Raw genomic sequence first — 24,818 nt, forward strand, 5'->3', positions numbered from 1 at the left:
GGCGAGGCGATCAGGACGCGGCGATATGCGCGAAGGCGAGGCTTCCCGCCACACCTTCGGCACCGATGGTGTGATCGGCGATACGCTTGTTGAAGATGGTGATCTCCGGTGCCGCGACGATGTCGATGGCCGGCACGTCCTCAACGAGGATCTGCTGGATTTCCTTCCATTGCGCCACGCGCTTGTCCGGATCGATCTCGATGGCGGCGGCTTCGAGAAGCGCATCCACCTTCGGATTGCTGTAAGCCGCACCATTGGAGAAAGGTACGCCCTTCTTGAAGTTCTTCGACCAGTAAAGCCGCTGCACGCCGACAGTCGGATCGAAGAGATTGCTCATGCCCTCATAGGCAAAATCGAAATCGCGATCCGTGTAGATGCGTTTGGTATAGGTGGCGAAATCCTGCGTGCGCACCGTCACATCCACGCCGACCTTTGCCAGCGCCTGGCGGATATAATCCGCGCCACGCGGATAGGCTTCGGTGCTCGGCACGTAATCCAGATTGAGCTTGAAACGGATGCCATCGGCACCGCGCTTGTATCCGGCCTCGTCGAGCAGCGCTTCGGCAGCCTTCAGATCGATCGGATAGGTCTTCAGATCATCCACGAACCATTTCGTCAGCTTCGGATTGATCGGACCGGTGATCGTCGCGCCATAACCGAAATTGACCGTGTTGAAGATGACGTTGCGGTCAATCACATGCGCGAAGGCACGCCGGACGCGCACATCCTTGAAGACATCCTTTTCGAGGTTGAACTCCACGCGGCTGATTGAATTGGTATATTGATAGCCGTTGGTCTCGAAGCCGAGGCTCGGCAGCTGCTTCAGACGGTCGAGATCGCTATAGGCAACCGGCGTGCTCGGCGCGAGATCGATCTCGCCGGTTTCAATGGCAATCGCGCGGGCCGACGCATCCGGAATGAAACGGACGATCAGCTTGTCGAGATATGGGCGAGGCGCATCCCAATAATCGGCATTGCGCTCAAAAACGATATGGCTGCCGCGCACCCACTCCTTGAACCTGAACGGGCCGGTGCCGATGGGCGCGAGATTGACCGGATTTTCGGTCACTTTCGTGCCTTCATAGAGATGTTTGGGCACGATGGGCGTTTCGGCGGCGGCAAGTGCCGTGATCAGGTATGGCGCGGGCTTGGAAAGAACCAGTACCGCCGTCAGCTCATCCGGCGTCTCGACGGCGGTAAGGTTCAGGAATGTATTGCGACCGCGCGGATGCACTTCCTTGATGGTGTTGATGGAAAAAGCCACGTCGGCGGATGTGAAAGGCTTGCCGTCATGCCACTTCACGCCGGGCCGCAGCTTGAAGGTATAACGCAGGCCATCCGTGCTCACTTCCCATGATTTGGCGAGAAGCGGCTTGGGATTGAGATCAAAATCATAGGTCAACAGACCTTCGGTGACCTTTGGCGATATATAGACGGAATTATAGGCCGTGTGTGCGATCGTCGTCAGCACCGGCGGTTCCGATGAGATGAGCAGGGTGGCCGTGCCGCCGCTTGCAGGCTCCGCCGCCTGCAGCTTCAGCCCCGGCAACGACACCACGCCGAGCGCCACCGACGCCAGCAGAAATCCGCGCCGCGTCGTCTGGTTGAAAATAGTCATGCGATACCCTCTCCTTGATTGAACCGGCGACGAACCGGCGAAACTGAATGGCTGCGCTTAGGAAGAAGTTTGTTCTGCAGACGAGAGCGAGATTGGGATGAAGCACCAATCATTCTCAAAATCAGGAATTATCTTTTCTTTAAGGCGCATAATTCGGTAAATTTCAGAAAATAATTCTATTACTCTTTGACAAATTCCATAAAATTAGTCAACTAATGTCCATGCCTTCACCGGCGGATTTATGTTTTCACGATTGCGGACTGGAGCCGATGTCAAATTCGAAAAGGATTTTATCGCAGGCGAAACGGGTGGCCATTCAGGCCGTCCCGACGGTTCTCGGTATCGTCATCCTGAACTTCTTCCTGCTGCAGCTGGCGCCCGGCGACGCGGCCGACGTGCTGGCGGCGGAAGCAGGTTCGGCGACCGTCGAGACCATGGCCGAAATCCGCTCCCGCTTTGGGCTCGATCTGCCGGTTCTGCACCAGCTGATGAATTATCTCAGCAATCTGGCCCAGTTCAGCCTCGGCTTTTCACCGCGCTACGGCATGCCGGTCACAGACCTTATCGGCCAGCGACTGCCGGGCACGCTTGCCCTGATGGGAGCGGCCCTTGGCATCGCAATCTTCGTCGGTGTGTTCCTCGGCTCCATCATGGCGCTTTTTTCCGGCAAGCTGCCGGACCGGATCATTTCGATCGGCTCGCTGATCTTTTATTCCGTGCCGGGTTTCTGGATCGGCCTGATGCTGATCCTGACTTTTTCGGTGAAGCTCGGCTGGCTCCCGTCCGGTGGTGACAGCACCATCGGCAGCAGTCTTACCGGCTTTTCAGCCTTTCTCGACAGGTCGCGCTACATCGTTCTCCCCGCCCTGTCGCTGGCGCTCTATTTTCTGGCCATCTATGCCCGCCTCACCCGCGCGGCAATGCTGGAGGTGAAATCGCAGGACTATGTGCGCACGGCACGCGCCAAGGGCGTTTCGCCGATCAGGCTCACCACGCGCCACATCCTGCGCAATGCGCTCATCCCCATCACCACCATGGCCGGGATGCATATTGGCGGCCTGCTCGGCGGCGCGGTCGTCGTCGAAACCGTCTTCAGTTGGCCGGGCCTTGGCCGCCTCGCCTTCGAAGCCGTGATGGCACGGGATTTCAGCGTGCTGCTCGGCATACTGCTTCTCTCTTCCCTCGTCGTCATCATCGTTAATGCGGCCGTGGACCTGTTGCAGGCATGGCTTGACCCCCGCATCGGAGAAAGCCGATGAATTCCTCCCATACATCAGCAATTCTCGACACGGCCGAACTCGGCGCTGAAGAGACCAATCCCAAACCGAAGAAGCCTGAAGAAAAGGCCTGGCCCTATATCCATGCGCCGGACGCGCTTTCAGCCCGTTCCGTCTCCGTACCGCGGCGCGGCCTGCGACGCGAACTGAAAATCTTCCTCACCAATCCCAACGCCATCGTCGGGTTGCTGTTTCTCGCGACCGTCATCGTCACCGCACTGATCGCCCCGTTGATCTATCCGGGTGATCCCCTGGAAATGGTGGCCCGCCCGTTCCTGTGGCCCGGCCAGAATGCCGCCTACCCGCTCGGCACCGATTCCATGGGCCGGGATGTTCTGGCCGGCATCGTGCATGGCGCGCGCATATCGCTCACCGTCGGTGTCGTGGCGACGCTGATCGGCCTGACGATCGGCATCGCCGTCGGGGCCTTCGCCGGTTATTTCGGCGGCGTCATCGACGATATCCTCGTCAAGCTGATCGAAATCTTCCAAACCTTGCCGAATTTCGTGCTGCTGGTGGTGCTCGTCGCCATCGCCCAGCCATCCGTCACCACGGTCACGTCAGCCATCGGCATCATCACCTGGCCGCTCGTTGCGCGTCTTACCCGTGCGGAATTCCGCGCCATCCGCGAAAAGGATTATGTGCTCGCCGCCCGCAGCCTGGGTTACGGCCATGCCCGCATCGTTTTTCAGGAAATCCTGCCCAATGCGCTACCGCCGATCATCGTCACCTCCTCGGTTATGGTGGCGGGCGCGATCCTCATGGAAGCAGCGCTGTCTTTCATGGGGCTTGGCGATCCCAACCGTGTCTCCTGGGGTTCGATGATCGGTTCCGGCCGTGATGTCATCCGCACGGCCTGGTATCTGACCGCCCTTCCCGGCCTTGCCATCGTCTTCACCGTCATTTCGCTGAACCTCATCAGCGATGGCCTCAACGATGCGCTCAACCCCCGTTTTTCGGAGGAACGCCGATGAGCAAACTGATCGAAGTCCATGATCTCTCCGTCAGCTTCGGCTCAACCCAGCCGGTCAAAGGCGTCAGTTTCGATGTCAGCCCCGGCGAAATGCTGGCGATCGTCGGCGAAAGCGGCTCCGGCAAATCGCTGACGGCGCTTGGCCTGATCGGCCTCCTGCCCTCCCACGCCAAGACCGGTGGCCGGGTTCTGCTCGAAGGACGCGACCTGCTGCCGCTTTCCGAGCGGCAATGGCGCGGCATTCGCGGCCGGGATATCGGCATGATCTTTCAGGAGCCGATGACCTCGCTCAACCCCGTGCTGACGGTCGGCGAACAGATCATCGAGGTGCTGCGCATCCATGAGAAGATCGACCGGCATCAGGCCCGCAAACGCGCCATCGAGCTTCTGGACCTCGTCAACATTCCCGATGCCGGCCGCCGGGTGGATGATTATCCGCACCAGCTTTCCGGCGGCATGCGCCAGCGTGTGATGATCGCCATAGGCGTCGCCTGCAATCCGAAACTGCTGATCGCCGACGAGGCGACGACCGCGCTTGACGTCACGATACAGGCGCAGATCCTGCAACTGCTCGACAATCTGCGCCGCGATCTCAACATGGCCGTCATCCTCATCACCCACGATCTCGGTATCGTGGCACAATGGGCAGACCGGGTGATGGTCATGTATGCCGGCCGTAAAGTGGAGGAAGGGCTGCCGGAACCGGTTTTCTCCAACCCCTACCACCCCTATACGCGCGGCCTGCTTGCCGCCTCGCCGCGGGCGGAAGATGGCCAGCATTATCGCGACGGACCGCTCATTGAAATTCCCGGTTCCATCGTTTCCGCCACCGGGGAACGCGGCTGCGCTTTCCGACCGCGCTGTCCGAGCGCCCGTGGCTTCTGCGGGCAATATGTACCGCCGCTAAGGCAGGTTTCAGACGGCCGTTATGCCGCCTGCCCCTTCGTTGCTCCCACATCCCAGGAGGTACCCAATGGCGCTCTTGTCGGTGCATAGTCTTTCCACCCATTATACGGGCGGACGCGGCACGGTTCGCGCCGTCGATGATGTCTCGCTCGATATCGAGGCGGGCGAGACCGTTGCACTGGTGGGCGAATCCGGCTGCGGCAAATCCTCGCTCGGCAAATCGCTGATGCGGCTGGTCGAACCGTCTTCCGGCAGGATCACCTTCAAGGGCGCTGACGTCACGGCAATGACGGCATCGGAACTGCGCGGCATCCGCCGCCGCATCCAGATGATCTTTCAGGACCCATTCGCCTCGCTCAATCCGCGCCAGACGGTGCGCACCATCCTTACCGGGCCACTGAAGGTGCACGGCATCGGAGACAGGGCACGCCAGCGGGAGATTGTTGAAGCCATCGTCGCGCAGGTGGGCCTGCCGGCGGATTCGCTCGACCGTTATCCGCATGAATTTTCCGGCGGTCAGCGCCAGCGTATCGGCATTGCCCGCGCGCTGGTTCTGGAACCGGAACTGGTGGTCTGCGACGAGCCGGTCTCGGCGCTCGATCTTTCGATACAGGCGCAGATCCTCAATCTTCTGGTGGAGATGAAGAAGCGGCTTTCGCTCTCCTATCTCTTCGTCTCCCATGATCTGTCGGTGGTGCGTTATTTCTCCGACCGGGTACTGGTCATGTATCTCGGCAAGATCGTGGAAAGCGCACCGACATCCGAACTCTGGGCTTCTCCGAAGCATCCTTACACTCGTGCGCTTCTCGCCGCCGTTCCGGACCCCGCCCGCCGCAAGCAGGCGGCACCCATTTCCGGCGATCTGCCGAGCCCGCACGATCCGCCATCCGGCTGCCGGTTTCACACACGCTGCCCGCTCGCCACCGATCTCTGTCGCGAAAAAGCGCCGGATTACACCCTTTTTGGCAAAAACCACGCCGTGGCCTGCCACCATGCCCAATAACTTGAAGGAGCAACCATAATGGTCGACTATCGCTATCTCGGACGCAGCGCGCTGAAAGTTTCACCGCTGAGCCTCGGCACGATGATGTTCGGAGGCCCGACACCGGATGACGTGGCCTTCCGCATCATCGACAAGGCGCGCGAACAGGGCATCAACTTCATCGATACCGCCGATGTCTATCACGACGGCAAGTCGGAAGAAGTCGTCGGTCGCGGCATCAAGGCCAGCCGCGATCACTGGGTTCTGGCCACGAAATTCGTCAATTCCCATACCAAGGGGCCGAACCTTGGCGGCCATTCCCGCAAATGGGTGATCGAGACCGTCGAAAATTCGCTGCGCCGCCTCAACACTGACTATATCGACATCCTCTATTTCCACCGCGCCGTCTTCGATGCGCCGCTGGAAGAACCGGTGCGCGCCATTGCCGATCTCATCCGCGCCGGCAAGCTGCGCTATTTCGGCGTGTCGAATTTCCGTGGCTGGCGTATCGCCGAGATTTCGCATCTGGCCGACCAGCTCGGCATCGACCGGCCCGTTGCCAGCCAGCCGCTTTACAACATCGTCAACCGCACGGCCGAAGCCGAGCAGCTGCCGGCGGCCAACCATTATGGCCTTGGTGTCGTGTCCTATTCGCCGCTCGCACGCGGCGTGCTGACGGGCAAATATCAGCCGGGCGAACAGCCGGGCGCCGATACCCGCGTCGGTCGTGGCGACAAGCGTGTTCTGGAAACGGAATGGCGCCCGGAATCGGTTGAGATCGCCCAGAAGGTCGCGGCCCATGCCGCTTCGAAGGGCGTTTCGGCAGCGGATTTCGCGCTCGCCTGGGTGCTGAACAACAAGTTCGTCACCGCCGCCATCACTGGCCCGCGCACCGAAGAGCATTGGGACGGATATATCCGCGCGCTCGATGTGAAGATCGATGCAGAGGATGAAGCGCTGGTCGACAGCCTCGTCACGACCGGTCACCCCTCTACACCCGGTTTCAACGATCCGAGCCACCCCGTCGAGGGCCGCGTGCCGCGCAATCTCGAGCCCGCACACCGCCCGGCCCTCAAGCCGCGCGCGGTCGCCTGATCGTCCAGACGAACATGCCTGCGGCGCGCCGTGCCGCAGGCTATCACATCCGCTCACGGGAAAACCGCAATGTCCAATCCGAAACTGCAGACAACCACCACCGACAATTCCGGCGTACCGAGCCGGGACGAGATCCTGGCCCGGGCAAAGGACATTGCGGCTATCGCGGCACAGGATGCCGCCCGCCGCGAGCGCCAGCGGGAACTGCCCTTCGACATCTTCGCCCTTATCAAGGAGGCGAAGATCGGCACGTTGCGCGTTCCCGAAGCCAAGGGCGGACCGGGCGGCTCGATTTCCGATTATATCGAGGTCCTGATGATCCTCGGCGAAGCCGACAGTAATATTCCGCACGCGCTTCGCAGCCATTTCAATTTCACCGAAAACCTCGCTCTCGCGCCCATCGAGCTGGAGGACCGGCGGCATCTCGAACATGTTCTCGCCGGCAAGCTCTTTGCGGGCGCCAGCACCGAACAGGGCACCAAGCGCCCCGGTGAAATCACCACGCGGCTCAGCGCCGATGGTGACCGCTACCGGCTGAACGGTCGCAAATGGTATGCGACCGGCACTGCCTTTGCCGATTTCGGCACCTTCAGCGCCATTGGTGACGACGAGCAGCCGATCGGCGTGCTCATTCCGCTTGATCGTGCAGGCATCACCATTCTCGACGACTGGGACAGCATGGGCCAGCGCATGACGGCGAGCGGCGGTGTCCTGCTCGAAAATGTCGAGGTGCTGCCGCATGAGCTGACGACCCGCAAGCTCGGTACCCAGATCGGCCGTCACAGTTCTGCGATGCGGCAGTTGCATCTCGCCGCGTCCGCTGCCGGCGCTGTTCAGGGCGCGCTGAATGACGGCGTGGAATATGTTCTGCGTCAGGCACGCACGACACTTCACAGCAGCGCCGAAACCGCTAATCAGGACCCCTTCGTGCAGAAAATCCTCGGCGAAATCAGCGCCGGCGCCTTCGCGGTGAAAACCCTGATCCGCGAAGCTGCTCGAACACTCGACCGCACCGCCGCCGCCTTCGCCACCGGCGATGAAGAGGCGATCGAAGCGGCCCTGCTGGAAGGTTCTCTGGCCACCGCCCGAACCCAGATCATCGCTTCACAGCTTTCGCTCACGGTCGCCACCAATCTTTACGAACTCGGCGGCGGCTCGGCGACATCGAGCGACCGGAATTTCGACCGCCACTGGCGCAATATCCGCACGGTCTACAATCACAATCCGCTTGCCCACAAGGCGCGCGTCATCGGTGACTATTACCTCAATGGCACCACGACGCATCTCAGGGAAGGCCGGGTGTTCTGACCGTGCGAAAGATGCAGGCGGCAAAGGAGGAACAGCAATGAGAACGGAATTTGCCGCTCCCGCCGCGAGCCGGGCGGCTTTTCGCCTGCCCACACTTTCCCGGCTGCCGCCGCTGACGGCCCTGCGCGCCTTTGTCGTGGCCGCCCGCCATGCCAGCTTTTCGCGGGCGGCGGAGGAACTACATGTCTCGACCGCCGCCATCGGCCAGCAGGTCCGCATTCTCGAAACCCATCTCGGCCAGCCGCTCTTCAGCCGCCAGCGCGGTGAATTGCTGCTGACAGACGCTGGCAGCGCGCTTTATCCCGGTCTTGCCGATGCTTTCGAGACCATGATCGGCAGTCTTTCCGATCTGATGGTTTCGAACGCCCGGCCGCAGCTTAAGGTACTGGCCGAGGGCTGTTTTGCGGCCCGCTGGCTGGCGCCACGGCTGGGCAGCATCGTTCCGGCCCTCGGAGACGTTGAGCTTTCCATCGAATCCCTTGAGGGCGAAACCATCGACCTCACCCATTTCGATGCCGATTGCGCCATCGTTGCAACCCACACGCAAATTCCGGGATTCATTCACGAGCCGCTTTTCGCCGATACCGTCAGCGCCGTCTGCACTCCGGAATTCGCAGCCCGCCATGCGCTTGCAGGCGAGCCCGCCCAATTGCGGGATCTCGGTTTTACGATGTTGCGCGGCAATGGCCTGGACCCGGCCTTCGAATGGGCAAACTGGCTGCGTGCCTGCCGCATTCCGCTCCGGCTTTCAGCGACAGGCCCACGTTTTTCACGGCAGACGGCGCTGATAGAAGCAATCTCATCCGGCCACGGCATCGGTCTTGCGCGCCATTCGCTGATTTCGGAAGAACTGAAAAACGGCCGCCTGATCGCCCCCTTCGGCGCACCGCAGCCAACCGCCAGCCGTTACCACCTGCTGACCAGTCCTGACAGGCGGCGGCTGCCGGAGGTCGCATCTCTACTCGCTTTGTTGCGCGAGGATATGCGCTCCCTTGAAGCCGCCGCCTGAACACGCCCGTCCCACCTCAGGCGCGTTCCCTTTGCAACTCTCTGGCCGCGTAGATATTGTCCGGTCGTGGCAGGCCATAATGATCACGCAGCGTATCGCCTTCGTAATCCTCACGGAACAGGCCGCGCCGCTTCAGGATCGGCACCACCTCGTCCACGAAGATATCGAACCCGCCATTCAGCCATGGCGGCATGATGTTGAAGCCATCGGCCGCGCCTTCGCGGAACCAGGTCTCGATCCAGTCCGCCACCTGTTCCGGCGTTCCGGAAATCACCTTGTGGCCACGCCCGCCGGCAAGCCGGTGCAGCAATTGCCGGATGGTCGGGTTTTCCCGGTCGATGACATCAAGAACCAGCTGATGACGGCTGCTATCCGCCTGCGCCCGCGTCGCCTCCACGGCCTCCTGAGGCAGCGGCTGGTCTAGATCGGCCGATGAAAGATCGATGCCGGTGATGCGCTGCAATTGCCCGAGCGAAAAGGCCGGCTGGATGAGATCGTTGAAGGACGCTTCCAGCCTGCGTGCCTCCTCTTCCGTGGAAGCGATGAATGGGCTGATGCCCGGCAGGATTTTCACATGGGCGGGATTGCGCCCTGCAGCCGCAACACGTCTCTTGATGTCAGAATAAAAAGACCGCGCACTCTCCAGAGTCTGATGCGCGGTAAAGATCGCCTCGGCATATTGGGCGGCAAAGCCGCGCCCTTCCTCCGAGGAGCCGGCCTGAACATAGACCGGCCGGCCCTGCGGTGAACGCGGCACGTTCAGCGCACCCCGCACCCGGTAAAATTCACCGTCGTGATTGGCGGGATGGATGCGGTCGGTCTCGGCGAAAAGGCCGCTCTCCTTGTCGGCGACGATGGCATCGTCTTCCCAGCTGTCCCAGAGCTTGGTCACCACGTCCACAAACTCAATGGCCTGACGGTAACGGTCGGCATGCGGCGGATGCTTCTGGAGATTGAAGTTGCCGGCCGCCGCATCGACCGAAGTCGTTACGATGTTCCAGCCCACCCGGCCGCCGCTGATGTGATCGACGGAAGCGAACAGCCGCGCGAGATTATAAGGCTCGTAGTAGGTGGTGGAAGCCGTGGCGATGAAACCGATCTTTTCCGTGACGGCGGCAAGAGCGGCCAGCATGGTGATTGGTTCCAGCCGGTGGCGGGCGGCGTAGCGGATATTGACATCCAGCACCGGCGCATCGGCAAAGAAGATGGCATCCAGTTTCGCCGCTTCGGCCTTGCGGGCGATATCCTGATAGAGCTTTATATCGGTGACGCGATGCGGCTCCGAATCCGGATGCCGCCAGGCCGCCTCATGATGTCCGCCCGGATAGATGAACGCATTGAGAACCAGCTTTTCGGATTTTCTGCTCATGGAAATCACCTCTTATTCGCTCTGACGCACTTGAAACCGAAGGTGAGGAGGCTCACGCCTCCTTCGTCACCCAGGTCTTGGCGAGATTGCCGCTGAGCCCCTCCGCGCCGGTCGCATAGTCCTTGATGCGCACGCTGCCGACGACCGGCTGGATGGGAGAGACGAGATTGATGACGGGAAGATCCTTGGCGACAACCGCCTGAAATTCCTTGAAGAAGGCGGCGCGTTTTTCGATATCCGGCTCCACCGCCGCCGCTTCCAGCAGCCGGTCGACCTCCGGATTTGAATAGTGGCTGGCATTGGAGAAGGGCAGGCCGATCTTGAAGTTCTTGCTCCAGTAGACGCGCTGAACGCCCGCGGTCGGATCGAAGGTGTTGGAGAGGGATTCCACCGAAAGGTCCCAGGCGCGGTCGGTATAGACCACCTTCACATAGGTGCCGAAATCGAACTTCTGGATATCCGCCTCGATGCCGATCTTCGAAAGCGCCTGCGCGATGAAATCCGAATAGGTCTGCGGATTGAACGGGTTGGTGGTGACGCGGAGCTTGAAGCGCTTACCGCCGTCCTTGCGCGGGAAGCCCGCCTCATCCAACAATTTTTCCGCCTGCGCGACGTCGAACTTGGCAAAACCGATATCCGCATTGTGGAACTTCGCAAGACCGGGACTGATCGGCGTCGGCGATGGTACGGCGTAACCGTAAAGCACGGTATCGATAAGCGCCGAAACATCGATGGCGTGGGCGATGGCCTGCCTGACCTTCAATTCCTTGAGATATTCGTTCTCCAGATTGATCACCAGCTGGTTCTGCTGGCCGGCATAAGCATAGATGCGGTCATCCACCTTCAGTGTGGGGATGGATTTCAGCCGCTCCAGATCGGCAAGAGCGACCGGGTTGGGGCCAATGTCGCCTTCGCCGGTTTCCAGCGCGGCCGCACGGGCGCCCGCATCGTTGATGAGGCGGATGATGACGCGGTCGAGATAAGGGCGCGGCGCGTCCCAGTAATCCGCGTTTTTTTCCAGCAGGATATGGCTGCCCGGCACCCATTCCTTCAGCACGAAGGGGCCGCTGCCGATGATCTGGGCAGGCTTGGGATTATCGGTCGGCTTGAAGGTCTCGAAGATGTGCTTCGGCACAACAGGCGATTCCGAGGAGGCCAGCGCGGTGATAAGGCCCGGCGCCGGCTTGGAGAGCTTCACCTTCGCGACCAGCGGATCGGAGGTATCGACACTCTCGACATTCGCGAACGTCGCCCGGCCGCGCGGATGGGCCTCTTTCAGCCGCAGGATCGAAAACTCCACATCCGCCGACGTCACCGGTTTGCCGTCATGGAATTTCGCATTCGGCTGCAGATGGAAGACATATTCCAGCCCGTCGGCCGAAACGCTCCATTCTTTCGCAAGGCTCGGCTTGGGTGAAAGCTCGTAATCATAGGTCAAAAGCCCATCGTAAATCTTCGAACCGATGAACTGCGGGCCACCAGCACTGGTGTTGATGGCCACGAGCTGCGTCGGTTCGGGGAAATAAACGATCTTGAGCGTGCCGCCCGAGACGGGTTCTTCGGCAGCGGCAAAAGAACCTCCGGGGAGCGCTACGAAAGCGCCGGCGGCTAGGGCAATTTTATGAAACTGGCGTCTGGAAAGGGTCATGTCTGTCTCCGAAAAAATCCGATGTGCGGGTACGGCAGCTCAATGCAGCTGCGGGAACCCGTGGCGCTCGGCGAGGATTTGCAAAATGCGTTGGGTGTCCTGAATGAAGTGGGTGTCGCCTTGGGTTGCCGCATCGGCTGGCGCATCGCTGGCAAAGATGAAGAGCGGCAGCGACTGGTTTTCCTCCCCCACGGCGGCAATGACCGCCTCACGCGGGCGCTGAAAACTGACACGGTGAACATCAATACCGGCGGCAAGATCCGGAAAGGCGGCGAGCAGGCCTTCGATCTGGTTACAATGCGGGCAGACGAACCGGACACCGGGGTGCTTGGGGTCCTCAAAACCGGGGGCGATCAAAAAAAGCGTATCCTTGGCCATGGCATCCATCATTTGCAGGTGAGATTTCCAGCTCACAGTGCAGGCGGCCAAAGCGTGGGTCCAGAAAGCAATTCTTGCTTTGAAGCGAAGAAATGCTTTGCGTTAAATTATTGATGAAACTGAATTTTTCAGAATTCAACCAACAGGGACCGCTGTTCTGAGCGACTTGTCTCACGAGCAATGTTTTTCCCGAAAACGAGCTTGGCGCGCGAAGGCGCAAAACGGGCTGGCGGCCGTTTCAACAAAAAAAACCGGCAGAATTGCCGGTTTTGTGTTGGTTCTGGCGGAGCTCTCCTCCGTCATGCCGGCCTTGAGCCGGCATCCAGCCACGGCGCGTCTGCGCCGTGAAAAAAGTCTCTCGCGATCAAGGACTTGATCGCACTGGACCCCGGATCTAGTCCGGGGTGACGGGGCGTAGATTGCACCGCTTTGCCAAATACTCACTCGCTTTTCCACGCCGTCGCCAGATCACCATAGGCAATATCGATAGTCGTCACGAGGGACTTCAAACTCGTGTTGCGCAGGATAACGGTCGGCAAAGCGACGATCGAGAAATTCGGCAGGTCATCGCCGACGACTTTCTGGATTTCGTGGAACTGCCCTGCCCGTTTCTTTTCATCCACCTCGACGGCGGCCGCACGGAAGAGATCGTCAACTTTCGGATTATTGTAATGCGCGGCGTTGACATAGGGGGCCGGGTTTTTGATACCGTCGGACCAATAGAGGCGCTGTACGCCTGCCGTCGGATCGAACAGCCGGCTGATGCCGTTCACCGTCAGGTCAAAACCACGCTCCGTATAGACGCGCTTGATGAAGGTGGCGAGATCGCCTTCGACGATATCCACCTTCACGCCGAGCTTGCCGAAAGAAGAGCGCAGATATTCAGCGGTCTTGCGGAAGACATCGGATGGCAGAAAGGCCAGTCGCAGCGAAAAACGGGTGCCATCGGCGCCTTTCGGGTAACCGGCCTTGTCCAGAAGTTCGTTCGCCTTGGCGAGATCGAAAGGATAGGTGAATGACTTTTCGTCATTATAGGCGGTGAAGACCGCCGGAATGTTCGAGCCGGCGGGTTTGGCCGTGCCGAAGAAGATGGCGTCGTTGATGAAATCCCGGTCGATGGCATGGGCCAGCGCGTGGCGGACCTCTTTCTTCGCCAGGATCGGATTCTCCAGATTAAACTCGAATATCGCGGCATTGTTGAGATAGGCGTCGGTATAGACCTCCACCGCGAGCTTCGGATTTTGCCGGAGACGCTCCAGATCGCTGTAGGAGACATCGGCGGTATAATCCGCCTCCCCCGTTTCAACCGAAATGGTGGTGGAGGCCGCGTCCGCAACGAAGCGCGCCACGAAACCGTCGAGATAGGGCAGATCGGCCTGCCAGTAGTTCGGGTTCTTCTTCAGCTTCACATAGCTGCCGCGTTTCCATTCCTCGAAGACGAAGGGGCCGGTGCCGATGGGGGCGTTGCCGTTCGGGCTCTCATTGAAGTTCTCCGAAGGATAGGCGTGGGCCGGCAGGATCGGCGTCTCGCCGCCGGTCAGCGCCCGCAGAAGATAGGGTGCGGGCTTGGAAAGCACCACCACCGCCGTCAATGGATCGGGCGTTTCGATATCGGCGATATTGGCGAAAGTGATACGCCCGCGCGGGCCGGCCTTCTTGAAGGCGAGCAGCGAAAATTTCACGTCCTGCGAGGTGAAATCCTTGCCGTCGTGCCATTTAACACCCTTGCGCAGTCTGAATGTGTGGCGCAGCCCGTCGGCAGAGGTCTCCCAGCTTTCAGCGAGAACCGGATGCGGTTTGAACTCGCTGTCGAACCGCACCAGCCCTTCGAGGATTTTCGTGGAAATGGCACGGGTGCGCGTGTTGGAGTCTGAAAGCGGCACCAGCGTCGTCGGTTCGCCAAGACCCGCAAGGGTGACGATGCCGCCCTTCTTGGGCGTTTCCGATGCCAGAGCGGCCATTGACGGCAACAGCATGGCCCCGGCCAGGGCAGCACTCAAAAGCAATGTCTTACGTCTTGTAATATCCATGGATGTTTCCCTTTGCGAATTTGTTTTCAAATACTCAGGCAGCCTTCAGCCGGGTTTCCACCAGACGGGCAAACAGGGTTGCGCCAACCGGAAGGATGGCGTCGTCAACGATAAAACCGGGATTATGGGCCGGAACGGTGCCGGAATGGCCGAGCGTGAAAAATGCGCCGGGCGCATGTTTCAGGAGATCGGCGAAATCCTCGCTGCCCATGAAGCGGCCGGGTTCGGTGGAAACGCGCTCGTCTCCGAGAACCTCGCGCGCTACCCCGGCGACGATATCCACCGATGCATCATCGTTGGTCAGAACCGAGAATATGTCGCGAATATCCACCTCGGCGGTCAGGCCATGGGCGGCGGCAATGTGATCGGAAATCGTGCGGATGCGCTCCCGGATGGTTTCACGCACGCTGTCGGAAAAGGCCCGCACCGTTCCGGCAATCGCAGCCGTTTCCGGGATGACATTATAGGCAGATCCCGCCTCGATGCGGGTGATCGACAGCACGGCGGGATCGGTTGGTGACACGTTGCGGCTGACGATGGTCTGCAAGGCCTGGATGAGTTCCCCCGTCGCCGGCACCGGGTCGCGCGAGACATCCGGATGGGCGGCGTGTGCGCCCCGGCCCTTCAGCCGGACATCGAAGAAATCCGCCCCCGCCAGAATGGTGCCGGGCGAAACCTTCAGATGATTGGGCGCGGCGTGGGTGGAATTGTGCAGCCCATAAATCTCGTCAACCGGAAAATCCCTGAACAGCCCGTCGGCAATCATGGCGCGCGCGCCGCCGAGACCTTCCTCGGCCGGCTGGAAAATGAACACCACCGTACCGGCAAAATCACGGGTTTCGGCCAGATAACGGGCGGTGCCGAGCAGGATGGTGGTGTGCACATCATGTCCGCAGCCGTGAAACTTGCCGGGATAGACGGACGCATAGGGCAACCCGGTTTCCTCGGGCATCGGCAGGGCATCCATATCGGCCCGCAGCCCGATGGAGCGATTGCCCGCATGACGGCCGTGCAGCACGCCGACCACACCGGTCTTGCCGTAACCGCGATGCACCTCGATGCCCCAGGAGGCGAGTTTTTGTGCGACGATGCCTGACGTGCGCACTTCCTCGAAACCGATTTCCGGATGCTGGTGCAGATCGTGGCGGATGGAGACGAGTTCGGGAACATAGGTCCCGATCCGGTCGATGATTTGAGGTGCTGGTGTTTTGACGGGATCGACGGCGATATTCACGGTATCTCCTCAGGGCAAAGAACATCGTTTTCGCAATCGGGCGATTGCGAAGGGCGGGTTTCAGGGCTGGAAAATGCGGCAGGAAAGGCGTCAGAGCCTCAGGCCCGCCTCCTTCATCAAGGGCAGAATACGCTCGGCGAAATAATCGAGGTCTTCGCGGAAATCGTAGAAATTCAGCTGCACGCCATCGATGCCGGCCTTCTTCAAACCGACAAGCTGCTCAACCACCTGTTCCGGCGAGCCGATGATTTCGATATTGCCGCCAAGATTGCGTCCCTGCTTGTGGCGCGCATCACCGCGGCCGCGCCAGGCATGGGCGTCGCTGTCGTAATTATTGGTGGCGAAAGCGCGGGTGCCGGGCTGCGGTTTTCCAGCCTCGATGGCATCGGCATAAGCGATCGCTTCCTTCTCCGTGTCGCGGCTGACGATGATCGGGTTGATGAGCGTTTTCACCTGCCGGCCATAGGCCTTGGCGCGGTTCTTGATGGTGGCGATATGATCGGGAAGTGTTTCCAGCGCGCTGTCTATATGCGCGCCGCCGGGTGAGGTGACAAAAACCAGATCGGAATGGCGGGCGGCGAAATCGATACCGGCGGGCGAGCCGGTCGCCGTCACCAGCGGCGGGCGGCCAAAAGCGGGCTTCGGCGTGATCCAGCCATTGTTGATGGCCCACGGGTTGAGCTTGCCCTCATAGGAAAAATTCTCCGTTTCACCCCAAAGGCGGTGAAGCACATCGAACAATTCCCCAGCCATATCGTAACGCTTGTCATGATCGATCCGCTGCCAGCCGAACATTTCATGCTCGATGGCGCGGTGGCCGGTGACGATGTTGATGCCCCAGCGCCCCTTGGCGATATGATCCAGCGTCGCGCCATATTTGGCGAGATGCAGCGGGTGCAGGGGCCCATAAAGCACATGGATGGTGGAGATCAGCAGAATGCTCTTCGTGACCGCCGCCATCGCGCCAAGCGCGATGAAACTGTCGAGCGAGGATTCCCCGTCATAACCGCCCTTGGGCAGCCATTGCGTGCGGCTGAAGGCGATTTCGAAACCAAGCTCCTCCGCACGCTTCACGAGTTCAACATTGTAATCAAAGGTCCAGCTATTGCTGGTCGGCAGGCTGGAAAAATTGATATCCTGCAGATTGAGGAACAGGCCCAGCATCAACGGCTGTCTTGCCGCCCGGCTGAGCGGGCTTTCCGCGAAATCGGCAGGGCCTCGCAGCTCGAGCCCATCGGGCAAAGCAACGGTCAGCGCCATGTCTTTTCTCCTTCGGAATGATCGCCCTGCGGGGCGGCGGCCAACCGGGCGCGCAGATAATTCTCCACGCTGCGGGGCGGGCGGCCGATAATCTGTTCGACAGCACCTGTGGTGGACGCCGCGAGACCTTCGCCGATCAGCTGCCCGAATTCGGCGATGGCCTTCTGTTCGAACGCGCCGATATGCGCCGGAAAGGTCGAAGCAACCTTGTGCGAAACTCCGACCGGGCGATGCAGGATACGGGCCGCGATGCGGGCGATTTCCAGCACCGCCAGAGCTTCGCCGCCGGTCAGCACCAAGGGACCGGCAGGCGGCGCGCCGGCAGTCAGCGCCTGAACCGCGACATCGGCGATATCATCGGCATCGAGGAAGGAGACGGCGGCATTTCCGAAACGGGCGGGCACATCCTCGCCGTTGCGCAAGGCGGCAACAACGGGCTCCAGCGCCACCTGCATCCAGGCATTCGGTCGTAGCACGGTATGGGCTATGCCGCTTTCCGCCAGATGCTTTTCCACCTCGGCATGGGCGGCACCCGAGATCGAGCGTACCGCATTTTTAATGGTCCAGTCTGAGCCGGATATTTTCACGAGCCGCGAAACACCGGCGGAGAGAGCCGCGTCAATAACCGCATTCTGGTCCGCCGCCAGCGTTTCGCCGATGGGGGAAAGCAGGAAGACCCTGTCTATACCGCGTGAGGCCTCTTTCAGGCTTGCCGGATCGGAAAAATTTCCCTCCGCAATGTCGACCCTGTCGCCCCAGAGCTTCAGCGCATCCTCGCGCCTGCGGGTCAGTACCCGAACCTTCGCCTGTTTCTGCAAAAGACGGTTGACGACACGCTGACCAAGTTTGCCGGTTGCGCCCGTTACGAGAATGGTGGTTGTCATGGCACCCTCACTTTCCCGCATCGTGTTGTGCGGCATCTTGCAATGAAGAAAGGGCGCGTGGATCTGCCCAGTCCCGCACATCGAAATCTTCGGGGATGAATTTCCATTCCAGCAGGAAATCCTTGAAATGGCTGAGCGCATCCAGCTCGGCCGGATCGAGGTCGAGCCTCAGATTGCGGTGCACATCCGCGCCATTGGCGGCAAGAACCGCCTCCTCGCTGACGCCAATTTCACGCGCGATGAAACGCACGGCTTCCGCCGGATTGTCATTCGCCCATCGGGCAACCCGCTGGACCGTGGCCACCAGTTCAGCAACCAGATCGGGCCGCTCATCGGCAAAGGTGGCGTCCACCGTCAAGGGACGCGGCGTGCCATTATTAATGCGGATTTTTGGATCGGGGTGAAACCCCGTCGACACAACGACCTGCGCACCGATCAGGTTGGCGACCGTCACACCTTCCGCACCCTTGACGAAAAACGCATCGATCTGCCCCCGGTGCAGTGCTGCAATTTCCTCGCCATAGGGAAGTCGCCGGCGCAGACCGTGGAACCGCTCATCCTCCGGGCCAAGCAGCACCGGCTCTCTTGCCGTCAGATCGACAAGCTCGACATCTGTAACGGAGAGGCCCGAGACGGTGAGCGCCGACACGATGCCCTTGAGCGATGTCGCCCGCTGGAAATCGATGGTTTCATTCGGCCGTTTCGGCAGGCCGATGCGCCGCCCCTTCAGATCGCCGCCCTTGCTTATGCCGCTTGCGGGCAGCGCGATGACCGCCTGAAACTCATCGGTCCTCGTCAGCCCCACCAGCCGCGTCTGCCGGCCACCGGATTTCGCCCAGATGGGGGGAATATTGCCGCCCTGGCGGAAGGACCAGTCCAGCCGGTGATCGAAATGGCTTTGCCTGATGGCCGGATCGGCGGAATCACGAATGGAGGAAACGGAAATATCATGGCCGGCGAAACGCTCCTCTATCCAGCCAAGCTGCACCGCGATGGAAAGCGGCGTCGGCGCCGGGCAGCGTGTGTACCACAGGGTTACCGGCTGGGTTACCTGGCGAAGGGCGGCATCGGCCATAGTGTTCGTCCTCGAAATTGCGATCTGGACGGCACGCTACACGCCATATGATATTTTCTATAGATAAAGTGTACTATTTGAAACGCGATTGAGGAAATTCGTTTCCATCCAGCTATCGTCTGAGCGTGATGACGGAATTTCCTTTCGAGAACTGCGGGATTTTGGGTCGGATCGTCACCCTCAATTCTTATCGCCTCCTCCATTCGGCTGCGCATCGCACTGAAAGTTTTTCTTCTCCGGACAGCAAGGATTTTTAACTCGCGACCACAACCCCGGCTGTTAGGTTTTCGGACAATTGCACCGGCCGCAGGCCGGAAATCCCACGCGGACCGAAAAGAAAAGTAGAAGCATGAGCAAGACCAGACGCCGGCTCAATCTCAATGTCGGCATCAATACGACGGGATATCTTCCCAATGCCTGGAAATACAGGAGCGGAGACCGGCACGATATCAATGATATCGGCTATTACCGGCGGCTGACGGAACTGGCCCACAAGGGCCGGTTCGATGCCGTTTTCCTGTCCGATCACCCCGCACTGCTGACCGATCCGGCCAGTCGTCCGTTTCACACCATTGATCCGCTCATCCTCTCCACGTCGCTTGCGGCGCAGGTGCCGGATATCGGTTTTGTGGCGACGGTGTCTTCCACCTATAATTCGCCCTATAATTTTGCGCGACGGACGCAATCCATCGACGTGGTCACGGGCGGCCGACTGATCGTCAACATCGTCTCCTCCTTCAATCCCAATGTCGCGGCCAATTTCGGCAACGACCCGCTGCCGCCGCGCAGCGAAAGATACGCCAAGGCCACCGAATTTCTCGATGTCGCGAAAAAGCTCTGGTCGAGCTGGGATCTGCGCCGGGAGGGCGAGGTGCCGGAAAACCGTTTCTGGGATGCGGCGACGGCCGAAACCATCGACCATGAAGGAGAGTATTTTCACGTCAAAGGCCCGCTCAACGTTCCGCGCGGGCCGCAGGGACATCCCGTCATCGCGCAGGCAGGCGCATCCGAAGGCGGCATTGATCTCGCCGCGCGCCATGGCGAGATCATCTATTGCAACATCCTCTCCCGCCCGGCAGGTCAGGCCTTCGGCAAAAAGGTGCGTGACCGCGCCGTCTCTTTCGGTCGCGATCCCTCCGGCATCCGCATCGTTCCCGGCCTTGTCGTCATTCTCGGAGAGACCCGCGAAGAAGCGCTGCGCAAACATGAACTCTACAGCGGAACCAGCTCGGAAGACGGCCTTCTGGCGCGTTTCGCCAAAGAGAATGGCATCGATCCGCGCGATTTCGACCCCGATGCGAAACTCGAAGGCGAGCGCTTCATTCCCGACCAGAACCGGCAATGGGCGGTTGGCATGGGGCTCGGCCTTTCCGAGCTGCTGACCCATGAAAAGCTCACGGCCCGCGAGGCGGTGCGCCGCTCGGAGGGGCACCACCGGCTGCTGCTTGGCACACCGGAAGAAGTGGCGGATGGTATCATCGATCTCTGGCAGGATGGCACGGTGGATGGCTACACCCTGCAGCCACCGCGCGCGCCCGACGATATTGCCGAATTTGTCGAAAAGGTCGTGCCGGTACTGCAGGATCGCGGCGTTTATCCGCGTGAATACGAAGGCGCGACGATCCGCGACCGTTATGGTCTGCCTTATCCCGATTGAACCGCAGATATGGCGCAATTGAAGGGCATCGGACCCTTCCCGCGCAATTTCCCACTACGCACGGGAGTAACGGGGCGTCAGGCATATTATTGACCCGTCGCCGCTTTCCAAGGGTACGCCCCGTTCCAGATGATGCTGGCGAACCCAGGCGCTATGATAACCCCCCGCCTCCCCGGTTTCGAAAAGCTGCCGGGTCTCCTCCATTCCCCGTTCAGGGTCGTCATCGTGATAATTGCCGGGAACCAGAAAGGTGAGCGGCTGTCCTCCTGTGTGGCCCGGCATGGCCTCTTATAGTGCCGGCGATTGTTGAAAGATCGTTGCGCAGCTCATTCCGCGACGGTTGACATTGTTCATGCGCCTCCTCTCCCTTGATGTGAAGCCGCCCCTCGCCCGGCCAAGGACGCACGCTCCCAACAAGGACGTCATATCGCGTTCCGAGCAAATACCCTTGATTTCTCCGCTAAACATGTAATACAGATTATCATACATGTTGACAAATAGTGCAAACATGTATGACATTGCAGCAACCATGAATGCTGCGACATCCGCATGAGGGAGAAATTATGATCATCACCGACGTTGAGGTCCGTGTTTTCCGCACGACGACCCGTCGGCACTCGGACAGTGCCGGGCACGCGCATCCGGGGCCGGCGCATCAGGTGGAACAGGCCATGCTGACCATTCGCACCGAAGATGGGCAGGAAGGTCACTCCTTCACCGCACCGGAGATCGTTCGCCCGCATGTGATCGAGAAATTCGTTAAGAAGGTCCTGATCGGCGAGGACCATCGGGACCGGGAACGCCTGTGGCAGGACCTTGCCCACTGGCAGCGCGGCTCAGCCGCGCAATTGACGGACCGCACGCTGGCGGTGGTGGACTGCGCGCTGTGGGACCTTGCCGGCCGTTCGCTGAACCAACCTGTATACAAGTTGATCGGCGGTTACCGCGACAAGGTGCTGGCCTATGGCTCCATCATGTGCGGCGACGAACTGGAAGGCGGGCTGGCGACGCCCGAAGATTACGGCCGCTTTGCCGAAACGCTCGTGAAGCGTGGTTACAAGGGCATCAAGCTGCACACCTGGATGCCGCCGGTCAGCTGGGCGCCGGACGTGAAGATGGACCTCAAGGCCTGCGCGGCTGTACGTGAAGCGGTCGGCCCCGATATTCGTCTGATGATCGACGCCTTCCACTGGTATTCCCGCACCGATGCATTGGCGCTGGGGCGTGGCCTCGAAAAACTCGGTTTCGACTGGATCGAAGAGCCGATGGATGAACAATCACTGTCCTCCTACAAATGGCTTTCTGACAATCTCGATATTCCCGTCGTCGGCCCGGAAAGTGCGGCCGGCAAACATTGGCACCGTGCCGAATGGATCAAGGCCGGCGCCTGCGATATTCTGCGTACCGGCGTCAATGATGTCGGCGGCATCACCCCGGCGTTGAAGACCATGCATCTGGCCGAAGCCTTCGGCATGGAGTGCGAAGTGCATGGCAATACCGCCATGAACCTGCATGTGGTTGCCGCCACCAAGAATTGCCGCTGGTATGAGCGCGGGCTCTTGCACCCCTTCCTCGAATATGATGACGGCCACGATTATCTGAAGTCGCTGTCCGACCCGATGGATCGCGACGGTTTCGTCCATGTTCCTGATCGGCCGGGTCTTGGCGAGGACATCGATTTTACCTTCATCGACAACAACCGGGTGAGGTAACGGGCGATGAAAACGGTGCTCGCCTTCGGAGACAGCCTCACCTGGGGTGCCGACCCGGCCACGGGTCTGAGGCACCCGGTCGAGCATCGCTGGCCGGAAGTGCTGGAGGCCGAGCTTGCCGGAAAGGCGAAGGTCCACCCCGAAGGGCTCGGCGGGCGCACCACCTGTTACGACGACCATGCCGGTCCCGCCTGCCGCAACGGCGCACGGGCGCTGGAAATCGCGCTGTCCTGCCACATGCCGCTCGATCTCGTCATCGTCATGCTCGGCACCAACGACATCAAGCCGGTGCATGGCGGGCGAGCGGAAGCCGCCGTTTCCGGCATGCGGCGGCTGGCGCAGATTGTCGAAACCTTCATCTACAAACCGCGAGAGGCAGTGCCGAAGCTGCTGATCGTCGCGCCGCCGCCCTGCGTTGTTGGTCCTGGCGGAGAACCGGCGGGCGGGCGGGATATCGCGCAATCGCTCAGGCTTGCGCCGCTTTACCGCAAACTCGCGGCAGAACTCGGACATGCCTTTTTCGATGCCGGATCGATCGCCAGCGCCTCACCGGTGGATGGCGTGCATCTGGATGCGCCGGCAACGGCGGCAATCGGCCGGGCGCTTACAGCACCGGTCAGAGACATTCTTGGCTGATCACGCGCAGCCTGAGGAGGAACCAGGCGCGTGGATCAAAACGTGGAAAGGCCGTATGAAGCGGCCCTATTGGGAGGAAAGATGAAACATTTTCTTGCAACCGCAGCGCTTGGCGCGCTGCTGATCGGCGCCATGCCGCTCAGCAGCTTCGCGGAAACGCCGAAGGACCAGCTCATCGTCGCCACGACCATGAGCAACATCCTGACCCTCGATCCCGCCGCCATCACCGGCCGCGAGACCGTGCAGGTTCTGAACAACGTCTATGACACGCTGGTTGTGCTTTCACCGAAAGATCGCAGCGTCCAGCCGCGCCTTGCCGAACGCTGGGAGATCGCAGAGGACCGGAAATCGATCCGCTTCCATCTGCGCGGTGATGCCAAATTTGCTTCCGGCAATCCCGTGACGGCAAAGGATGTGGCGTGGACCCTGAAGCGCCTGCTTGCCCGCAATCTGGCGCAATCGTCTTTCCTGAAAACCCGTGGTTTCAAGCTGGAAGAGGCCGACAAGCTCTTCGTCGCCGAAAATGATCAGACCTTCGTGCTGAATATTCCAAAGCCCGATGACCCCAACCTGCTGCTGATGATCCTTGCGCAGAACGGCCCTGGCTCGATCATCGACAGCAAGACCGCGCTTGAGAATGAAAAAGACGGCGATCTGGGCGGCGCATGGCTGACGCTGAATTCCGCCGGCTCCGGCCCCTTCAAGCTGACACAATGGAAGTCCAACGAATATATCATCCTCACCCGCAATGACGACTATTGGGGTGAGAAGGCCAAGATGAAACGCATCCTGATGCGCCATCTGCCGGAATCGCAATCGCAGCGCCTGATGCTGGAAAAGGGCGATATCGATGTTGCCTATTCCCTGCAGGCGCCGGACCTGAAATCGCTTGAGGCCGACAAGGCCGTCACCATCGAATCCACCCCCGGCTCCGGTTTTTATTACCTCAGCGTTTCGATGAAGGACGAGAAATTCGCGAACAAGAAGGTGCGCGAGGCGTTGCGTTACCTGATCGACTACGAAGGTCTCGACAAGGCGGTCATGCCCTATTACGGCAAGCTGCATCAGCGCTCCCTCAGCACGGGCGTGATGGGATCGTTGCCGGATCAGGGCTACAAGCTCGATGTGGCAAAAGCCAAGGCGCTTCTGGCCGAGGCAGGATATCCCAACGGTTTCAAGACGACCCTGCGCGTACTTTCGGAAGACCCCTTCATGAAGGCGGCAACGGCGATCCAGAACACGCTGGCGCAGGCCGGTATTCAGGCCGAACTGGTCAGCGGCTCCGGCGACCAGATTTACGGCGCGATGCGCGAGCGGAACTTCGAACTGCTGCTCGGCCGCGGCGGCGGCGGCCAGCAGCCGCATCCGGACAACAACCTGCGTTCCATCGCCTATAATCCCAACAATGCTGATGACGCCAAGCTCACCAATTACCAGAGCTGGCGCACCAGTTTCTTCGATGAAAAGCTGAACAAGATGATCGAGGCAGCGCTGGTGGAGCGCGACGTGGCGAAACAGACGAAGCTGTATGAGGACCTGCAGGACTATATGGACGAGATCGTCATGTCGATCCAACCCTTCTCCGAAGTCATCGATACGGCCGCCTTCCGCAGCGATATCAAGGGCATGATCGTCAGCCCCTGGCTTTCGCGGTTTGAAGAGGTGAGCAAGGAGCGGTGATGCATCCCGTATCCCGTCATCCTCGGGCTTGACCCGAGGATCCATGGCTTCAACCGCTTATGGATCCTCGCCTCAAGGGCGAGGATG

At 60.3% G+C, this 24,818-nt stretch carries 20 protein-coding genes; 11 read left to right on the forward strand and 9 right to left on the reverse strand.

All coding sequences use genetic code 11. The annotated features are described in order from the left end of the window. Positions 1-10: 10 nt before the first annotated feature. Positions 11-1,618, reverse strand: a complete 1,608-nt coding sequence (locus tag QD336_RS11520) for an ABC transporter substrate-binding protein (protein ID WP_499170744.1) — start codon at positions 1,616-1,618, stop codon at positions 11-13. Positions 1,619-1,887: 269 nt separating this feature from the next. On the opposite strand from QD336_RS11520, the gene QD336_RS11525 reads away from it, so the two are divergent. From QD336_RS11525 to QD336_RS11555, 7 genes are all read left to right on the forward strand, one after another. After that, on the forward strand, positions 1,888-2,877 hold the full coding sequence (locus QD336_RS11525; RefSeq protein ID WP_499170745.1) for an ABC transporter permease: 990 nt from the start codon (positions 1,888-1,890) through the stop codon (positions 2,875-2,877). Continuing rightward, positions 2,874-3,869 (forward strand): ABC transporter permease, encoded by a 996-nt coding sequence (locus QD336_RS11530; RefSeq protein ID WP_269342690.1) that lies wholly within the window; start codon positions 2,874-2,876, stop codon positions 3,867-3,869. The genes QD336_RS11525 and QD336_RS11530 overlap by 4 nt, the downstream gene beginning before the upstream one ends. Continuing rightward, positions 3,866-4,864, forward strand: a complete 999-nt coding sequence (locus QD336_RS11535; protein ID WP_499170746.1) for an ABC transporter ATP-binding protein — start codon at positions 3,866-3,868, stop codon at positions 4,862-4,864. The genes QD336_RS11530 and QD336_RS11535 overlap by 4 nt, the downstream gene beginning before the upstream one ends. Beyond that, positions 4,842-5,777 (forward strand): ABC transporter ATP-binding protein, encoded by a 936-nt coding sequence (locus QD336_RS11540; RefSeq protein ID WP_499170747.1) that lies wholly within the window; start codon positions 4,842-4,844, stop codon positions 5,775-5,777. Before QD336_RS11535 ends, QD336_RS11540 begins: the two co-directional genes overlap by 23 nt. Before the next feature lie 18 nt (positions 5,778-5,795). Further along, positions 5,796-6,851, forward strand: coding sequence for an aldo/keto reductase (locus QD336_RS11545; protein WP_003524705.1), 1,056 nt, complete (start codon positions 5,796-5,798; stop codon positions 6,849-6,851). A 69-nt stretch (positions 6,852-6,920) separates the two neighbouring features. Then, positions 6,921-8,159: an acyl-CoA dehydrogenase family protein gene (locus QD336_RS11550; RefSeq protein WP_499170749.1), complete on the forward strand. Its 1,239-nt coding sequence runs from the start codon at positions 6,921-6,923 to the stop codon at positions 8,157-8,159. A gap of 37 nt (positions 8,160-8,196) precedes the next feature. Next, the gene (locus QD336_RS11555) at positions 8,197-9,168 is read left to right on the forward strand and encodes a LysR substrate-binding domain-containing protein (RefSeq protein ID WP_499170750.1); all 972 of its coding nucleotides are present in this window, start codon (positions 8,197-8,199) and stop codon (positions 9,166-9,168) included. Positions 9,169-9,184: 16 nt separating this feature from the next. Here QD336_RS11555 and QD336_RS11560 read toward each other — a convergent pair whose 3' ends face one another. From QD336_RS11560 to QD336_RS11595, 8 genes are all read right to left on the reverse strand, one after another. Continuing rightward, positions 9,185-10,537 (reverse strand): LLM class flavin-dependent oxidoreductase, encoded by a 1,353-nt coding sequence (locus QD336_RS11560; RefSeq protein WP_499170751.1) that lies wholly within the window; start codon positions 10,535-10,537, stop codon positions 9,185-9,187. Between the two features lie 52 nt (positions 10,538-10,589). Beyond that, positions 10,590-12,185 (reverse strand): ABC transporter substrate-binding protein, encoded by a 1,596-nt coding sequence (locus QD336_RS11565; protein ID WP_499170752.1) that lies wholly within the window; start codon positions 12,183-12,185, stop codon positions 10,590-10,592. Between the two features lie 39 nt (positions 12,186-12,224). Then, positions 12,225-12,575, reverse strand: coding sequence for a DUF3088 domain-containing protein (locus QD336_RS11570; protein WP_269343496.1), 351 nt, complete (start codon positions 12,573-12,575; stop codon positions 12,225-12,227). A gap of 428 nt (positions 12,576-13,003) precedes the next feature. Beyond that, positions 13,004-14,593, reverse strand: a complete 1,590-nt coding sequence (locus tag QD336_RS11575; protein WP_499170754.1) for an ABC transporter substrate-binding protein — start codon at positions 14,591-14,593, stop codon at positions 13,004-13,006. A gap of 34 nt (positions 14,594-14,627) precedes the next feature. Further along, complete coding sequence (locus QD336_RS11580) at positions 14,628-15,827, reverse strand: M20 aminoacylase family protein (protein ID WP_499170755.1); 1,200 nt, start codon at positions 15,825-15,827, stop codon at positions 14,628-14,630. Positions 15,828-15,917: 90 nt separating this feature from the next. Then, complete coding sequence (locus tag QD336_RS11585; protein ID WP_269342672.1) at positions 15,918-17,087, reverse strand: LLM class flavin-dependent oxidoreductase; 1,170 nt, start codon at positions 17,085-17,087, stop codon at positions 15,918-15,920. Next, positions 17,078-17,971, reverse strand: coding sequence for an NmrA family NAD(P)-binding protein (locus QD336_RS11590; protein ID WP_499170757.1), 894 nt, complete (start codon positions 17,969-17,971; stop codon positions 17,078-17,080). Before QD336_RS11590 ends, QD336_RS11585 begins: the two co-directional genes overlap by 10 nt. Positions 17,972-17,978: 7 nt before the next feature. Continuing rightward, positions 17,979-19,046: an ABC transporter substrate-binding protein gene (locus tag QD336_RS11595; RefSeq protein WP_499170759.1), complete on the reverse strand. Its 1,068-nt coding sequence runs from the start codon at positions 19,044-19,046 to the stop codon at positions 17,979-17,981. Between the two features lie 349 nt (positions 19,047-19,395). On the opposite strand from QD336_RS11595, the gene QD336_RS11600 reads away from it, so the two are divergent. The 4 genes from QD336_RS11600 (at position 19,396) to QD336_RS11615 (ending at position 24,731) form a co-directional block, all read left to right on the forward strand. Next, the gene (locus QD336_RS11600) at positions 19,396-20,703 is read left to right on the forward strand and encodes an NtaA/DmoA family FMN-dependent monooxygenase (protein WP_269342669.1); all 1,308 of its coding nucleotides are present in this window, start codon (positions 19,396-19,398) and stop codon (positions 20,701-20,703) included. Between the two features lie 563 nt (positions 20,704-21,266). Further along, positions 21,267-22,415, forward strand: a complete 1,149-nt coding sequence (locus QD336_RS11605; protein ID WP_035221218.1) for a mandelate racemase family protein — start codon at positions 21,267-21,269, stop codon at positions 22,413-22,415. A 6-nt stretch (positions 22,416-22,421) separates the two neighbouring features. Beyond that, a complete protein-coding gene (locus QD336_RS11610; RefSeq protein WP_499170760.1) occupies positions 22,422-23,051 on the forward strand; it encodes an SGNH/GDSL hydrolase family protein in 630 nt (209 codons plus the stop codon). A gap of 81 nt (positions 23,052-23,132) precedes the next feature. Next, entirely contained in the window at positions 23,133-24,731 is a 1,599-nt protein-coding gene (locus QD336_RS11615) for an ABC transporter substrate-binding protein (protein ID WP_499170761.1), read from the forward strand. The last annotated feature ends 87 nt before the right edge of the window (positions 24,732-24,818 follow it).

It is taken from the genome of Rhizobium sp. BR 250 (assembly GCF_047445855.1).
In the GTDB taxonomy this organism is placed as follows: Bacteria; Pseudomonadota; Alphaproteobacteria; order Rhizobiales; family Rhizobiaceae; genus Agrobacterium; species Agrobacterium tumefaciens_I.

Excerpts from the sequence above, each read along its gene's own strand:
- QD336_RS11520 (WP_499170744.1), bottom strand. The coding sequence starts at position 1,618 with ATGACTATTTTCAACCAGACGACGCGGCGCGGATTTCTGCTGGCGTCG.
- QD336_RS11525 (WP_499170745.1), top strand. The coding sequence starts at position 1,888 with ATGTCAAATTCGAAAAGGATTTTATCGCAGGCGAAACGGGTGGCCATT.
- QD336_RS11530 (WP_269342690.1), top strand. The coding sequence starts at position 2,874 with ATGAATTCCTCCCATACATCAGCAATTCTCGACACGGCCGAACTCGGC.
- QD336_RS11535 (WP_499170746.1), top strand. The coding sequence starts at position 3,866 with ATGAGCAAACTGATCGAAGTCCATGATCTCTCCGTCAGCTTCGGCTCA.
- QD336_RS11540 (WP_499170747.1), top strand. The coding sequence starts at position 4,842 with ATGGCGCTCTTGTCGGTGCATAGTCTTTCCACCCATTATACGGGCGGA.
- QD336_RS11545 (WP_003524705.1), top strand. The coding sequence starts at position 5,796 with ATGGTCGACTATCGCTATCTCGGACGCAGCGCGCTGAAAGTTTCACCG.
- QD336_RS11550 (WP_499170749.1), top strand. The coding sequence starts at position 6,921 with ATGTCCAATCCGAAACTGCAGACAACCACCACCGACAATTCCGGCGTA.
- QD336_RS11555 (WP_499170750.1), top strand. The coding sequence starts at position 8,197 with ATGAGAACGGAATTTGCCGCTCCCGCCGCGAGCCGGGCGGCTTTTCGC.
- QD336_RS11560 (WP_499170751.1), bottom strand. The coding sequence starts at position 10,537 with ATGAGCAGAAAATCCGAAAAGCTGGTTCTCAATGCGTTCATCTATCCG.
- QD336_RS11565 (WP_499170752.1), bottom strand. The coding sequence starts at position 12,185 with ATGACCCTTTCCAGACGCCAGTTTCATAAAATTGCCCTAGCCGCCGGC.
- QD336_RS11570 (WP_269343496.1), bottom strand. The coding sequence starts at position 12,575 with ATGATGGATGCCATGGCCAAGGATACGCTTTTTTTGATCGCCCCCGGT.
- QD336_RS11575 (WP_499170754.1), bottom strand. The coding sequence starts at position 14,593 with ATGGATATTACAAGACGTAAGACATTGCTTTTGAGTGCTGCCCTGGCC.
- QD336_RS11585 (WP_269342672.1), bottom strand. The coding sequence starts at position 17,087 with ATGGCGCTGACCGTTGCTTTGCCCGATGGGCTCGAGCTGCGAGGCCCT.
- QD336_RS11590 (WP_499170757.1), bottom strand. The coding sequence starts at position 17,971 with ATGACAACCACCATTCTCGTAACGGGCGCAACCGGCAAACTTGGTCAG.
- QD336_RS11595 (WP_499170759.1), bottom strand. The coding sequence starts at position 19,046 with ATGGCCGATGCCGCCCTTCGCCAGGTAACCCAGCCGGTAACCCTGTGG.
- QD336_RS11600 (WP_269342669.1), top strand. The coding sequence starts at position 19,396 with ATGAGCAAGACCAGACGCCGGCTCAATCTCAATGTCGGCATCAATACG.
- QD336_RS11605 (WP_035221218.1), top strand. The coding sequence starts at position 21,267 with ATGATCATCACCGACGTTGAGGTCCGTGTTTTCCGCACGACGACCCGT.
- QD336_RS11610 (WP_499170760.1), top strand. The coding sequence starts at position 22,422 with ATGAAAACGGTGCTCGCCTTCGGAGACAGCCTCACCTGGGGTGCCGAC.
- QD336_RS11615 (WP_499170761.1), top strand. The coding sequence starts at position 23,133 with ATGAAACATTTTCTTGCAACCGCAGCGCTTGGCGCGCTGCTGATCGGC.